The organism is Parafrankia sp. FMc2 (genome assembly GCF_041008525.1).
In the GTDB taxonomy this organism is placed as follows: Bacteria; Actinomycetota; Actinomycetes; order Frankiales; family Frankiaceae; genus Parafrankia.
Genome location: NZ_JBFLUG010000051.1, coordinates 1 through 13,991, shown reverse-complemented (window position 1 = coordinate 13,991; position 13,991 = coordinate 1). Strand labels below are relative to the sequence as shown.

Below are 13,991 nucleotides of genomic sequence, written 5' to 3'. Positions count from 1 at the left end.
CCGGGCCGCTCTCAGCTGGGGTGTGGGTGGTGGGGGGCCCGGAAACGGTAGCCGATGCCGCGGATGCTCTCGATGAGCGGCGGCCGCACCTCGACCGACCCCCGGGTGGCACCCGGGCGACCGAGCAGCGGCGCGGAGCCGACCCCCGGCTCCGCCGTGGCCTGCAGGGCCGCCTGGTCGCCGAGACGGCGGCGCAGCCGGCGCACGTGGACGGCCAGGGTGTTCGGGTCGGTGTCGGGTGAACCCCAGACCTCGGTGAGCAGCGTCTCCCGGGTGACCACCCGTCCCGCGTGGCCGAGCAGCAGCCGCAGCAACCTGAACTCACGCGGGGGCATGTGCACGGCCCGGCCGTCCACGGTGACCTCGTGGGCGTCGACGTCGAGGACCACCGGGCCGGAGCGCAGTATCTCGGAGCGTTCACCGACCAGTGCGGCAGCCGTGGGCAGGCCCTGCACCCCCGGGACGGGCCCGCCGCCCGCAGCGGGCACCAGGCCCATCCCGGCCGGACCGTTCTGCGGGCCCATGCCCTGCGCGCCCACCACTCCCGCCACGCCCGGGACGCCGGGCCACGTTGACGCGCCGGGCGTGCCGTCGGCGCCGACGAGGCCTGCCGCATTCACCGGAGTGCCGGGCAGGCCGACCGAGCCGGGAGGGCCCGCCGTGAGCACCCGCGCCACGGCGCCGGCATCGCTGGCGGCGGCGCCGGCCACCAGCGCGGCCGGCGGTCGGGCGGCCAGGTCGTCCGGGCCGGGGGGTGCGCTGACGGCCAGGCCGCCGACGGCGCCGACCATCGCGAGGACCTCGTGCACCCGGTAGGGCTTGCCGACGCAGGCGCTCGCCCCGGCCTCCAGCGCGGCGGCGGCCTGCTCGCGGTCACCGGGTCCGACGGCGAACAGGATGGGGGTGGTGGTCCGGCCCGTGGCCGCCCGGACGGTACGGATCACCGTGACGCCGTCCACCACCGGCAGACTCGCGGTGAGAAGCACCGCGGAGGGTGCGAGGCGCCCGATCTCCACAAGCGCCAGCGCCCCGTCCGCGACCACGCTCACCTCGACGCCCTGATCCCGCAGTGCGGGCAGCAGCTCGTCGTCGGCCTCGCTGTCGGCGATGAGCAGCGATGGACGCCGTTCCTGGCCGGGCCCGGCCAGGAACGGGCCGGTCCGCCAGGAACCGGCCGCCACCTGCGCCTCGGAGGATCCAGGAACCTCGGAGGGGCTCAGCCGAACCGCCCGGAGACGTAGTCCTCGGTCCGCTTCTCCCTGGGGTTGCTGAAGATCTGCGAGGTGCGGTTGTACTCCACCAGCCGACCCGGGTCACCGGTCTTCTCCAGGGAGAAGAACGCGGTGGTCTCGCTCACCCGGGACGCCTGCTGCATGTTGTGGGTGACGATCACGATCGTGTAGCTGGACCGCAGCTGCTGGATGAGGTCCTCGATCGCCAGCGTCGAGATCGGGTCGAGTGCGGAGCAGGGCTCGTCCATGAGCAGCACCTGGGGCTCGACCGCGATGGCGCGGGCGATGCACAGCCGCTGCTGCTGGCCGCCGGACAGGCCCGCGCCCGGACGGTTCAGCCGGTCCTTGACCTCATCCCACAGGTTCGCACCGCGCAGCGACTGCTCGACCCGCTCGTCGAGCAGCGACTTGCGGCGGATGCCGTTCAGCTTCAGGCCCGCAATGACGTTCTCGTAGATGGACATCGTGGGGAACGGGTTGGGACGCTGGAAGACCATGCCGACGTTGCGCCGCACGTTGACGGGGTCCACGCCGGGGCCGTAGAGGTCCTCACCGTCGAGCAGGACCTCGCCCTCGACCCGGGCACCCGGCAGCACCTCGTGCATGCGGTTGAGAGTGCGCAGGACGGTGGACTTGCCGCATCCGGACGGCCCGATGAAGGCCGTGACGCTCTTCGGCTCGATGGTCAGGTTCACATCCGCTACGGCCTTGAACTTCCCGTAGTAGGCGGTCAGCCCCGAGATGTCGATACGGGTGGCCATGGCTACCTCGACTCAGGTGATTGTGCGGTCGGTCGTCTTGTTGTTGCCACCGGGCGCTACTTGATCTTCGCCTGGCGCGCGATGAGCCGAGCGATCGCGTTGATCAGCATAATGATGATAATCAGCGTGAGTGCTGCAGCCCAGGCCCTGTCGATCGCGAACTGCTGCGGCTGTCCGGCCTGTGAATAGATGTAGAGCGGCAGGGCGGACTGTTCACCGGAGAACGGGTTGAAGTTGATCGAGTTCTCGCCGAACACGGTGAGCAGCAGCGGCGCCGTCTCGCCGGCGACGCGCGCGACCGCCAGCATGACGCCGGTCACGATCCCGGGCAGCGCGGTCGGGAGAACGACCTTGAGAATGGTCCGCCAGCGGGCTATTCCCAGTGCGTAGCTCGCCTCGCGGAGCTCGTCCGGGACGAGCTTCAACATCTCCTCCGACGAACGCACCACCACCGGGATCATCAGGATTGCCAGCGCCAGCGCACCGGCGAAGCCCGAGAAGTTCTGGCCGAGGGCCAGAATCCAGAAGCCCAGCACGAACAGACCCGCGATGATCGACGGCAGACCGGTCAGCACGTCGACGAAGAAACTGATCGTCCGGCTGACCCGGCCCCGGCCGTACTCGACCAGGTAGATGGAGACGAGCAGGCCGAACGGCACCGCGATGAGACTGGCGAGCCCGACCTGCTCAAGGGTCCCGATAATCGCGTGGTAGATACCGCCACCGGCGTCCCGCGCCCCGATGCTGCGCATCGAATGCGTCAGGAAGTCCCCGTCGAGGCGCTCGGCACCACGCGTGATGACCGAGACCAGGACCGCGACCAGCGGGATCAGCGCGAGCAGGAACGACCCGAACACCAGCGTGGTGACCAGCCGGTCCTTCGCGCGCCGGCTGCCCTCGACCACGACGGACGCCACCGTCTGTCCGACCGAGAACAGCAGCAGCACGATCAGCACGAACTGGAGGCGGCTGTGGATCGACGTGACGAGGTAGAGCAGCCCGGTGAGCACGACCGCGCCCACCGCGATGGCGCCGAGCACCGGCCGGGCCAGGGTCTGCCCCCGCAGGTTCGGCGGGTTGTGCCCGACCGGCGCGGTCGGGGTGGTCGTCGCGGTGCTCATGCGGCCCGTCCCGAGAACTCGCGGCGCCGGGCGATGACGGCCCGAGCGATCATGTTGACCACCATTGTGACGACGAACAGAACGAGACCGGACGCGATGAGCGCACCCCGGCCGATGTCGTTTGCCTCACCGAATCCGTTCGCGACGTTGGCCGCGATCGTGTTTCCGGTCGGCGTCAGGATCTGCCAGGAGATGTTGAACGACGCGGGCAGCACCAGGGCGACCGCGATGGTCTCGCCCATGGCCCGGCCGAGGCCGAGCATCGAAGCACTGATGACACCGGGCTTGCCGTAGGGGATGACCGCGGTGCGGATCATCTCCCAACGGGTCGCGCCGAGTGCCAGAGCGGCCTCCCGGTGCGTGATGGGAACCTGCGAGAACACCTCACGGGAGATCGCCGCCACGATGGGGAGGATCATGATTGCCAGCACGACGCTCGCCAGGAAGATGGAGCGGCCGACCGTGTTGTCACCCGTGTCGAACAGCGGGATCCAGCCGAAGTAGTCGTTCAGCCAGGACTGCGTCCCGTTGAAGTGCGGAGCGAGGACCAGTAGCCCCCACAGGCCGTAGATGACACTGGGCACGGCGGCGAGCAGGTCCACGATGTAGCCGAGGCCGGCAGCGAGCCGTCGAGGCGCGTAGATCGTGATGAACAGCGCGATGCCGACCGCCACCGGAACCGCGATGAGAAGCGCGATGACAGCACTGATCAGCGTTCCGAAGAGAAGTGCCGCCACGCCGAAGTACGGCGGCGAGGCGTTGGGGCGCCAGTCCTCGGTGGTGAAGAAGTTGGCCGTGTTCTCACCCAGCGCGTCGCTCGCGCGCAGCACCAGGAACAGCGCGATCAGTGCGATCAGCACGAGCAGGCCGACGCCCGCCGTCCTGGTGAGGTTCTTGAACACCGTGTCGGCCAGGCCGACCTTCGGCTTGGCTTCCGGCACCGGCGCGATCTCCCTGGGAGGGAGGTCCCCGGCCGGCTCGGCAGTCGGCTCGGCAGCCGGCACGGTGGTCGGCTCGGCAGCCGGCACGGTGGTCACTGTGGCCTTTGCGTCACCCGCTGGTTCCGTCGCGTTGACCGCTGTGGCCTCGGCGTCGGCCGGCGTGGCCTTCGCGTCAGCCGGTGTGGCCTGCGAACCGGTCCCCCGCGGCCCGGCGTCTGCCGGGCTGCCCGGCTCCGTCGTCATCGCTATCTACCTCGACTCTTCACTCCCTCAGGGGCCGGCACGCGACCGGCGACCGGCTGGATGACCAGCCGGCCGGGTCCCGCGTCGGCCCGGAGAACCACGGCTTCCGCGGCCGGGGCGACACTGCCCCGACCGCGGAAGGATGTGCTGTCAGATCGTCATGCGGTGGTGATCAGGCGAGCTTCGCGATGACGGCGCGGACCTTCGTCGCGATGGTGTCCGGCAGCGGGGCGTACCCGAGGTCGGCGATCGCGGCCTGGCCCTGCTCGGAGGCCGTGTAGGTCAGGAAGCTCTTGACCAGGGGAGCAGCGTCCGCGGGGGTGCCGGCGGTGCAGACGATCTCGTAGGTCGCCAGGTAGATCGGGTAGGCGCCCGCGGTGGACGTCGCGTAGTCGAAGGTGAGCTTGAGGTCGTCACCCTCGGCGACCTCGGCGGTGCTGATGCCCAGCGACGCGGCGTCGGTGCTCGGCGCGATGAACTCGCCGGCGGCGTTGCCCACCTGGGCGGTGGAGAGCTCGGCGTTCTCGGCGTAGGAGAGCTCGACGTAGCCGATGGCGTTCGGGGTGGACTGAACCGCGGCGGTCACGCCGTCACTGCCCCTGGAGCCCTGACCACCGGGCGCGGTCCAGTCGGAGCCGCCCTCGAAGGTCCAGTCCGCCTCGGCGGCGCCCTTCAGGAACTTGGTGAAGTTGTCCGTGGTGCCCGAGCCATCCGAGCGGTGCACGGCCTGGATCGTGGCGTCCGGCAGGTTCGCGCCGTCGTTGTCGGCGACGATCGCCGGGTCGTTCCACTTGGTGATCGCGCCAGAGTAGATCTTCGCGATGACCGAGGGGCTCAGCTTCAGGTCCTCGACGCCGTCGAGGTTGTAGATGAGTGCGATGGGCCCGATGACCATCGGGAGGTCGACGGCCGCGCCGCCGGTGCAACGGGCGTCGGCGTCGGTCTTCTGCTGGTCCTTCAGGGCGGAGTCAGAGCCCGCGAAGGTGACCTGCCCATCAATGAACTGCTGGCGCCCGGTCGACGACCCGGAGCCCTGGTAGTTGATCGTGGCGCCGTCACACTCGTCCTGGTACTGCGAGATCCACTCGTCCATCGCGTTCCGCTGGGCGGAGGATCCGGATCCGGTGATCGAACCGGTGGCGCACTCGATGGCGCCGCCACCGGCTCCGGCAGAGGGAGCGGCGCCCGGCTCCGAGTCGCTGTTGTCGTCCGAGCCACACGCGGCCAGTGAGAGCAGTGCCGCGGCGGCAAGGCCCGCGACCACCTGACGCTTGCCTAGGTTCACGAGCAATCCTTCGTTTTTCGCGCCTTGCGGCGCCGGTCTCGTCCCGCCACCCGTTCGGGGTGCCGGCGAGAATCGAAGCGAGGCGACGTGAACGAAAGGTGAACGTTGCCGAACATGGAACGAACCCCAACCAGAACACATCAGGTGCACCGAGTTCAAGGTTGCTTCACAACCAAGACGCCAGAGATCTCCATACTTTGTGCTACCGTTCGCTTACTTCAGGCGAGAGAATCTCGCACCCACAGGCGGACGGGCGCGTCGCTCCGGATTCATCCGAACAGGCCGCGCGACAGACGCCGACCGGAGGCCCACGAGGGGGATTCCGCGCCCGGCACGAGGCGTCGCGACGCCGGGTCCCGGACCCACTCCCGGCCACCGGCCTCGACCCCCGCACCCGACAGGGAGACCACTGCCGGCCACGAGGTCGACCGCACCGACAGCGATAGCTCGCCAAGGCGTCATTTCGGACGTCCAGCTACTCAGATGAACCAAAGTTTCTCTCTCCGTGACGAGACGTCCACTCTGACCTGAGATCACCCCCCGCCTTCCCTGCCACCCTCTCGCTTGCTATAAAGCAAATCAACGGTAGCTGACAGCATTAGTCCGTAACCGCAGAGTCAGGAGGTGTGTGAGGTTCGATCCGCTCGCCTGTCATCGTGAAACGACGGCCAGTCCAGTCCGCCCCAGGCTCGCCGGACGATCTCGCGGACCCGTCGGACGTCGGACGTCCCGCGAGGTCCCCCCGCGCAGACGCCCTGCGGTCACACCGTCCCGCCGTCGCCGTTCAGTCACCGTTCAGTCGTTGATGCTTCACGTCAGGTTCGGGTGCGGGCCGCCCGGGCCCACCAGGCGCCGCGGACCGCTGCGGCCCACCGAGCCAGGCACGACTGATCTCTGGCACACCGTCATCCGGCTATCCCCGGCGGCACCCCCAGACCCGCTGGTGAAGCCCCTTCCCCGCCGACGGAGCCAGGTCCGGTTACCAGCCTGCGCTGCGAACCCGCGCCGAACGCGCCCGACCGACGTCTCCGCCCCACGCCACCGATTCCGGTGACGGCCAGCAACAGGAAGGCAGCGCGCACGATGAACACCGTCGACACCGGCGAACTCATGCCGGAGCCCAGACCCGTATCCGGTGGTCCGCCGCCGTCGCTGGCGGAGGTCGTCACCGTGCGGGCGGGATTAATGGTCGAGCACGAACTGGTCCTCTCGCCCGGCGCCACCGCAGCCGACCTGACCAGCGCGATGATTCTGGTCCCGCCGACCGCGGCCCTCGTCAGCCACCACGGTGACGTGGATCTTTCACTCGTGTTCCGCGAGGTACCTCGCCCGGCGCCGGAGGAACCTCCGAATCTCGCCGGCTCCAGCCCTCGCTGACACCGCGAGCGGAGCGGCCCGTCCACGGGGGGCGGGCCGGCTCCGCCGTACCGTCGCCCCGACCCAATATCGTGGACCACGTGGCTGTTATCACCCCCCGCTCCACCGACTTCCCACGCTGGTACCAGGACGTGCTCGAGAAGGCCGAGCTCGCCGACAACGGGCCGGTCCGCGGCTCCATGGTCATCAGGCCGTACGGCTACGCGCTGTGGGAACGGATGCAGGCCGACGTCGACGCCCGGATCAAGGCCGCGGGCGCGGTGAACGCCTACTTCCCCCTGTTCATCCCGGAGAGCTACCTGCACCGGGAGGCCGAGCACGTCGAGGGGTTCAGCCCGGAACTCGCCGTCGTCACCCACGGCGGCGGCAAGGAGCTGGCCGAGCCGGTCGTCGTCCGCCCCACCAGTGAGACGGTCATCGGCGAGTACATGGCCAAGTGGACGCAGAGCTACCGCGACCTGCCGCTGCTGCTGAACCAGTGGGCGAACGTCGTCCGCTGGGAGCTGCGCCCGCGGCTGTTCCTGCGGACCAGTGAGTTCCTCTGGCAGGAGGGCCACACCGCGCACGCCGATGAGGCCGACGCCGCCGCGTATGCCCGCCGGATCGCGCTGGAGGTCTACCGGGACTTCCTGACCTCGGTGCTCGCACTGCCCGTCTTCGTCGGCGCCAAGACCCGCAAGGAGCGCTTCGCCGGCGCCACCAACACGATGACCTGCGAAGCGATGATGGGAGACGGCAAGGCCCTGCAGATGGCGACCAGCCACGAGCTCGGCCAGAACTTCGCCCGCGCCTTCGAGATCGACTTCCTCGGCGCCGACGGCGGCCGCCACCTCGCCTGGACGACGTCCTGGGGCTGCTCGACCCGCATGGTCGGCGGGCTGATCATGGCCCATGGGGACGACAACGGCCTGCGGGTCCCGCCGACGCTCGCGCCGACCCAGGTGATCGTGCTGCCCGTCCGCGACGACGAGGCCGTGGTCGCGAAGGCCCGCGAGATCACCGAGGCGCTCACCGCGGCCGGCGTCCGGGTACGCCTCGATGCTCGGCCGGGCCTGTCGTTCGGCCGCCGCGTCACCGACGCCGAACTCAAGGGCATCCCCGTCCGCATCGAGATCGGGCCGCGCGACCTCGCCGCCGGGAACGTCACGATTGCCCGCCGGGACACCGGCGAGAAGGCCCCCGCACCGCTCGCCGAGGTCGCCGCGCGAGTGCCGGCGCTGCTCGACGAGGTGCAGGCCAGTCTCCACGCCCAGGCGCTGGCGCACCGCGACGCCCGCACCGCGGACGTCACCTCGCTGGCCGAGGCGGTCGAAGCCGCTGCGACCGGCTTCGCCCGGCTGCCCTGGCGCCTGGTCGGCGAGGCCGGCGAGGCCCGGCTGGCCGAGGACTCGGTGACCGTCCGGTGCCTGCAGACCGCCGACGGCGAGCTGCCGACCGCCGACACCGCCGAGGACGACCTCGTCTGCCTGGTGGCCCGCTCCTACTGAGCGCCCGTCGCGCCGGCCGGACCGCCCGCGGCGGAACGGCCGGCGCATCTCGCCGCGAGATGCTATACGCTCGGTCAGCAGGAGGCTGAGGTTTTCTCGCAGACCCAGAAATAGCCAGCCGCCCGGTCTCGGCATGGGCATGCCGGCATGGGCATGCAATTGGCCTCGGGAAGTTTCCCGTGTGATCACCGGGGGCTGCTGGCACAGGTCGTGACCGAGGCATCGATGCACCGCCAGAATTCCGTGGGCCGGCGGTCACGAATCCGCGTGCGGAAATGCGCCATGGATTCGCCCGGGCGCTGTTTCGGTCGCGGTGGCCAGGCGACGGAGCGCGACGCCGGGGTCCGGATGAGCGACCCGGATCCTGGTGGCGCAGGGATCGTCCCTACCGCGGCGGCCCGGCTGGCCTGCTGTCCTGCAGGTGGCTGGGCAGCGGCTCCCTCCCCGAGCGATGCCGTCCGGGCTGCCGCCGATCCGGTTGAAGGCCCGGCTGTAGGCCCGGTTGTCGATCGGCTTGTTGATCCCGGTCGGACCGCGGTCGCTGCCAGCGCAATCGGTTGACTCCGAAATTGGCGCAAGTAGGATTACGACACGAATGCGACGTGTCGGCGCAGCGGGCACCATCGGTGTTCCCCGATGCTTCCGCGCGCTTCCGCCGTCGCACCGTGGCTCCGGTCGGGTCGTCGGCTCCGGGCGGGTCATCATGGACTACCGACATCAATGAGGAGCGGCTGTGAAGCGGTTGCTGATCGACGGGCAGCTTGTCGAGACCGAACGAACGGTCGACTCGATAAACCCCGCCACCGGTGAGGTCGTCGGCACGGCTGCGGAGGCGACGGTCGAGCAGGTCGAGGCCGCGGTCAAGGCCGCCCGGCGGGCGTTCGACACGACGGACTGGTCGACCAACGTCGAGTTCCGCGTCCGCTGCCTCAACCAGCTTCACGAAGCCCTCGTCAAGCACCTCGAGGAGTTCCGCGAGCTGACGATCGCCGAGGTCGGGCACCCCCGCATGATCACCGATGGCCCGGCGCTCACCGACCCGGTCAACCTGGTCAAGTACTACGCGGACCTCGCGGCCGGCTACTCCTTCACCCAGGACCTGGGTGTGGTCGAGGCCCGCGGCGGCCAGCACCGCCGCTGGATCGAGCGGGAGCCCGCCGGCGTGGTCTCGGCGATCGTCGCCTACAACTACCCGACCCAGCTCGCCCTGGCGAAGCTCGCCCCGGCCCTGGCCGCCGGCTGCACCGTCGTGCTCAAGGGCGCGCCCGACACCCCGCTGCTGGCGCTGGCGCTCGGCGAGCTGATCCTCAACGAGACGGACATCCCGGCCGGGGTCGTCAACGTCGTCACCGCCGTCGACGTCGAGGCCGCCGAGGTGCTGACCACGCACCGCGACGTCGACCTGATCACCTTCACCGGCTCCACCGCGGTCGGCCGCCGGATCATGGCGGCGGCCAGCGACACGGTGAAGAAGGTCTTCCTGGAGCTCGGCGGCAAGTCGGCGCTGATCCTCCTGGACGACGCGGATCTGGACCTCTCGGCGATGATCGCCGCGTTCACGATCTGCTCGCACTCCGGCCAGGGCTGCGCGATCACCTCCCGGCTCGTCGTGCCACGCGAGAAGCACGACGCCGTGGTGGAGAAGGTCGCCGCGATGATGGGCAACATCAAGGTGGGCGACCCCACCGACCCCGCCACCTACATGGGGCCGCTGATCAGCGAGAAGCAGCGCGAGAAGGTCGACAGCATCGTCCAGCGCGCGATCGCCGCGGGCGCCACGCTGGTCACCGGCGGCAAGAAGATCGAGCCGGGCTTCTTCTACGAGCCGACCCTGCTCGCGAACGTCGACCCGGACAGCGAGATCGCGCAGGAGGAGATCTTCGGCCCGGTCCTCGTCGTCATCCCGCACGACGGTGACGACGACGCGGTCGCGATCGCCAACAACTCGATCTTCGGTCTGTCGGGCGGCGTGGTCAGCCCGGACCAGGAGCGGGCGCTCGGCGTCGCGCGCCGGATCCGCAGCGGCACGATCAGCGTCAACGGCGGGAACTACTTCTCGCCGGACGCGCCGTTCGGCGGCTACAAGCAGTCCGGCATCGGCCGCGAGAGCGGCATCGCCGGCCTGGAGGAGTTCCTCGAGATCAAGACCATCGCGACTCCCGCCTAGGTCGCCCCGCCGGCGGCTGGACTGCTCCCGCCTTTCCGGAGCTCGTCCAGCCGCCGGCTGCGGTCACCTCGCGGCGCCACCGCGGATGGCCGCGAGCACACCGCCGTCGACCAGGACGTCGATCCCGGTGACGAAACGCGCCTGCGCGGACAGCAGGAACGCGACCACGTCAGCGACGTCCGCGGACTCCCCGCGCCGCCCCAGCGGCGTCCGCTCGACCAGCATCTGCATGCTGGCGTGCTGCTCCGCCTCCTGCCGGCCCTGCGGGGTGTCGATGATGCCCGGAGAGACCGAGCAGACCCGCCCGCCGAGCGGCCCGACCCGCACCGCCTCCTGCTGCGCGAAGCGATGCACCCCCCGTTTGGCCCAGGAGTAGGCCCAGCCCGGATCCTCGACCTGGGCGCCGAGGACCTCGTGGAGCCGGTCGAGGAAGTCGTCCGCGAGCGGATCCGCCAGGATGGCGTCCGCCGCCGGATGCGGCTCGGTGATGCTGAGCAGCGGCGCCATCGACGCGAAGTAGACCGACGCCGAGCCGGCGACAGTCAGCGGCCGCAGCGCCCGCGCCAGCAGGGCCGTGCCGACCAGATCCACCACGAAGATCCGCCGCCAGTCGGCCATTGACGGGGAGATCCCCGCCGCGTGGGCGACCGCGCGCAGCTCGCCGAGCTCACTGACCCGGGTCGCGAGCCGATCCATACCCTCCGCGTCGGTGACGTCCAGGACGAATCCCTCGACGCGCGCCGGAACCCGGCTCGCGAGCTCCTCGGCGACCGCGCCGACCGACTCGTCCCGGTCCACCAGCAGCAGGACGTCCACCATCATCGCGAGACGCTCCGCGCAGGAGAACCCCATTCCCCGCCCGGCGCCGGTCGCGATGCCCACAGTCGTCACAGCTCGACCACCACCCGCAGCGCCCCGGCCTCGCGGTCACCCGCCACCCGGAAGGCCTCCGCCGCGTCCTCCAGGGGAAAGCGATGCGTGATCAGGGCACGGGCGATCTCCGGGTCAGCGGCCAGCATCGCGGCAGCGTCCTCCATCTCGCGCCCCGTCTCGTGCGCTCCGTAGCCGATCGACGGCAGGAGCCGTGCCTCCCGGTGGAACAGCGTTCCCCAGTCGATCTCCACCCGCCCCAGCTGGACGCCGATGCAGACCACGATGCCGCCCGGAGCCACCAGGTCGATCGCGCGGTCCAGCCCACTCGGTGTGCCGGCGGCCTCGACGACCACGTCATACAGCCCGCTCGGGCCGACGGCGGCGCCGAGCCGCTCGGCGGCCTCGGCCTGGTGGGGATAGCGCGCATCCACGGCGACCTCGGGCGCGCCCTGGGCGCGGGCTCCGGCGGCTGCCATCAGGCCGAGCGCACCAGCGCCGACCACGGCGACCCGGCTGGCCGGGCCGGTCCCGGCGATCCGCACGGCGTGCCAGGCCACCGTGGCCGGCTCGACCAGCGGGGCGTCACGGGCGTCGAGACCGTCCGGAAGCGCGACGAGGTGTTCCGCCGGCGCCCGGAACTGCTCGGCCATGCCGCCGTCGGCCGTCGCGCCAAGCGCCCGCTCCCGGTGGACCGGGCAGAGGTTGTACCGGCCGGACCGGCACAACTCGCACTCCATGCAGCTCATCATCGCCTCGACGACCACGGCCGAGCCGTCGGCGCGGACCCCGGCCAGCTCGTGCCCGACGACCTGCTGGAGGCCCAGACGGACATACAGCAGGTCCGAGCTGCAGATGCTCGCCGCCCTGATCGTAAGTAACTCCCCCGTGCCGGGCGGTTCGTCGATGTCGACGACGCCCACAGCGCCGGCGCTGGAACGCACAGCCTTCACGAAAACTCCCTCATGCTGGTACGGGCCCGGCATCGCGGCCGGCACGGTTTCTGCGACCGGCAGGCGGGCACCCCCTTGCCTGCCCTCCTGACCTGTCCGCCTCTCCACCCTGGGCACGTCGCGGCTGCGCCTGCCGCTCCCCGGGGTGCAGAACGCGGTTCCAATATTTAAGAAGGTTCTTCTTACAAGGCGGAATCGTAACCCGCACCAGTGGTCATGGGGTACCCACGGCGCAGCAGCCCGAGGACCGGAGCGTCTTCGAACCGCGGTGGACGAAGGATGGCCGAGCGCTGCGAGAGCGGGGCGATCCCATCCCTGGGCGCGACGGGCCCCAGATCGCTGGCTGCGGATCGCTCCCCACGGCATCTACCGGGAAGCGGTGACCGCATGCGGCGGGGGACGCATCGGCGTGCCGGAACAACAGTCAGGGGCATGATCCGAATCTGGATCATGCCCCTGCGCTGGTCGGGGTGGCGGGATTCGAACCCACGACCTCTTCGTCCCGAACGAAGCGCGCTACCAAGCTGCGCCACACCCCGTAACCGTGGCTCAGTGTACTAGAAAGCCGGGTGCAGGTGACGAGGCGGGTCCCTCGGGCTGCGACCCGCTCCCGCACCACCGTCCGGGACCGCAGCCCGGGACCGCAGCCCGGGGGACCCGCCTGAGACTGCCGGCGACCGCGGTCACTGCGCGCCGCACAGGGCCAGCAGCGTCGCCTCCGGGCGGCAGTTGAGCCGGAACGGTGCGAACGGCGAGGTCCCGAGCCCGGCGGAGACGTGCAGCCAGGAGCGGCGTCCCGCGGCCTCGTGACGGGACAGGCCCCAGGCCCGCTCGCGGTCGATGCCGCAGTTCGTGACCAGCGCTCCGACCCCCGGCAGCCGGATCTGCCCGCCGTGCGTGTGCCCGGAGAGGATCAGACCCACCCCGTCGGCGGTGAAGGCGTCGAGGACGCGCGGCTCCGGGGTGTGGGTCAGGCCGAGCGCCAGCTCGGTGCCGGGCTCCGGCGGGCCCGCCACCAGCGCGGTCCGGTCACGGCGCAGCCGGGCGTCGTCGACGCCGCGCAGGTCGATACTGCGCCCCGCGATCTCGATGCGCGCCCGGGTGTTCGTCAGCTCCCGCCACCCGCTCGCCGCGGCCAGCTCGCGGGCGAACCCGGGCCAGTCGAGCGGCGTACCGCGGCGCGTGGGCTGGTTGTTCCGCTTCAGGTAGTGGTGCGGACTGCGCAGTGTGGGTGCGTAGTAGTCGTTGTTACCCGGGACGAAGAGGCCGGGAAAGGCGAAGAGGGGCTCGAGGGCGGCGAGCAACGGCGGCTGGGCCCGCGGGTCGGAAAGGACGTCCCCGGTGAGCACGACGAGGTCGGGGACGAGCCGGGCCAGATCCGACAGCCAGGCGAACTTGCCGTGCTGGTTCGGGGTGACGTGCAGGTCCGAGAGGTGCAGCACGCGCAGGGGCACGCTTCCGGGCGCGAGCACGGGCACCTCGCGGCGGCGCAGGGTGTAGGCGGTGCGCTCGTGGACCCCCCCGTAGAGCGCGGTCCCCAGCCCCGCCGCGGTC

Annotated in this window: 11 protein-coding genes and 1 tRNA gene; 3 read left to right on the top strand and 9 right to left on the bottom strand. The window is 70.7% G+C overall.

Annotated elements, in window-relative coordinates; translation table 11 throughout:
• Window positions 1-11 precede the first annotated feature (11 nt).
• The 5 genes from AB1460_RS18635 to pstS form a co-directional block, all read right to left on the bottom strand.
• Entirely contained in the window at window positions 12-1,181 is a 1,170-nt protein-coding gene (locus AB1460_RS18635) for a winged helix-turn-helix transcriptional regulator (RefSeq protein WP_368962836.1), read from the bottom strand.
• Window positions 1,182-1,216: 35 nt separating this feature from the next.
• Complete coding sequence (gene pstB, locus AB1460_RS18630; RefSeq protein WP_368962834.1) at window positions 1,217-1,993, bottom strand: phosphate ABC transporter ATP-binding protein PstB; 777 nt, start codon at window positions 1,991-1,993, stop codon at window positions 1,217-1,219.
• 56 nt (window positions 1,994-2,049) lie between these two features.
• The gene (gene pstA, locus AB1460_RS18625; RefSeq protein WP_368962833.1) at window positions 2,050-3,114 is read right to left on the bottom strand and encodes a phosphate ABC transporter permease PstA; all 1,065 of its coding nucleotides are present in this window, start codon (window positions 3,112-3,114) and stop codon (window positions 2,050-2,052) included.
• The gene (gene pstC / locus AB1460_RS18620) at window positions 3,111-4,298 is read right to left on the bottom strand and encodes a phosphate ABC transporter permease subunit PstC (protein ID WP_368962831.1); all 1,188 of its coding nucleotides are present in this window, start codon (window positions 4,296-4,298) and stop codon (window positions 3,111-3,113) included. The genes pstA and pstC overlap by 4 nt, the downstream gene beginning before the upstream one ends.
• Before the next feature lie 172 nt (window positions 4,299-4,470).
• On the bottom strand, window positions 4,471-5,583 hold the full coding sequence (gene pstS / locus AB1460_RS18615) for a phosphate ABC transporter substrate-binding protein PstS (RefSeq protein WP_368962830.1): 1,113 nt from the start codon (window positions 5,581-5,583) through the stop codon (window positions 4,471-4,473).
• A 1,083-nt stretch (window positions 5,584-6,666) separates the two neighbouring features.
• Here pstS and AB1460_RS18610 point away from each other — a divergent pair.
• The 3 genes from AB1460_RS18610 to AB1460_RS18600 all read left to right on the top strand — a co-directional run bounded on the left by AB1460_RS18610 (window position 6,667) and on the right by AB1460_RS18600 (window position 10,614).
• Window positions 6,667-6,960, top strand: coding sequence for a hypothetical protein (locus AB1460_RS18610; protein ID WP_368962829.1), 294 nt, complete (start codon window positions 6,667-6,669; stop codon window positions 6,958-6,960).
• 80 nt (window positions 6,961-7,040) lie between these two features.
• Window positions 7,041-8,447, top strand: a complete 1,407-nt coding sequence (gene proS, locus AB1460_RS18605) for a proline--tRNA ligase (protein ID WP_368962827.1) — start codon at window positions 7,041-7,043, stop codon at window positions 8,445-8,447.
• A gap of 733 nt (window positions 8,448-9,180) precedes the next feature.
• A complete protein-coding gene (locus tag AB1460_RS18600) occupies window positions 9,181-10,614 on the top strand; it encodes an aldehyde dehydrogenase family protein (RefSeq protein ID WP_368962826.1) in 1,434 nt (477 codons plus the stop codon).
• A gap of 63 nt (window positions 10,615-10,677) precedes the next feature.
• On the opposite strand, the gene AB1460_RS18595 is transcribed toward AB1460_RS18600, so the two are convergent.
• The 4 genes from AB1460_RS18595 to AB1460_RS18580 form a co-directional block, all read right to left on the bottom strand.
• A complete protein-coding gene (locus tag AB1460_RS18595; protein WP_368962824.1) occupies window positions 10,678-11,505 on the bottom strand; it encodes an SDR family oxidoreductase in 828 nt (275 codons plus the stop codon).
• Window positions 11,502-12,437, bottom strand: coding sequence for a zinc-dependent alcohol dehydrogenase (locus AB1460_RS18590; protein WP_368962823.1), 936 nt, complete (start codon window positions 12,435-12,437; stop codon window positions 11,502-11,504). The genes AB1460_RS18595 and AB1460_RS18590 overlap by 4 nt, the downstream gene beginning before the upstream one ends.
• A 462-nt stretch (window positions 12,438-12,899) precedes the next feature.
• Window positions 12,900-12,976, bottom strand: a tRNA-Pro gene (locus AB1460_RS18585).
• Window positions 12,977-13,120: 144 nt separating this feature from the next.
• A partial coding sequence (locus AB1460_RS18580) for a metallophosphoesterase (RefSeq protein WP_368962821.1) occupies window positions 13,121-13,991 on the bottom strand: 871 nt, incomplete at its 5' end.

Excerpts from the sequence above, each read along its gene's own strand:
- pstB (WP_368962834.1), bottom strand. The coding sequence starts at position 1,993 with ATGGCCACCCGTATCGACATCTCGGGGCTGACCGCCTACTACGGGAAG.
- pstA (WP_368962833.1), bottom strand. The coding sequence starts at position 3,114 with ATGAGCACCGCGACGACCACCCCGACCGCGCCGGTCGGGCACAACCCG.
- pstC (WP_368962831.1), bottom strand. The coding sequence starts at position 4,298 with ATGACGACGGAGCCGGGCAGCCCGGCAGACGCCGGGCCGCGGGGGACC.
- AB1460_RS18610 (WP_368962829.1), top strand. The coding sequence starts at position 6,667 with ATGAACACCGTCGACACCGGCGAACTCATGCCGGAGCCCAGACCCGTA.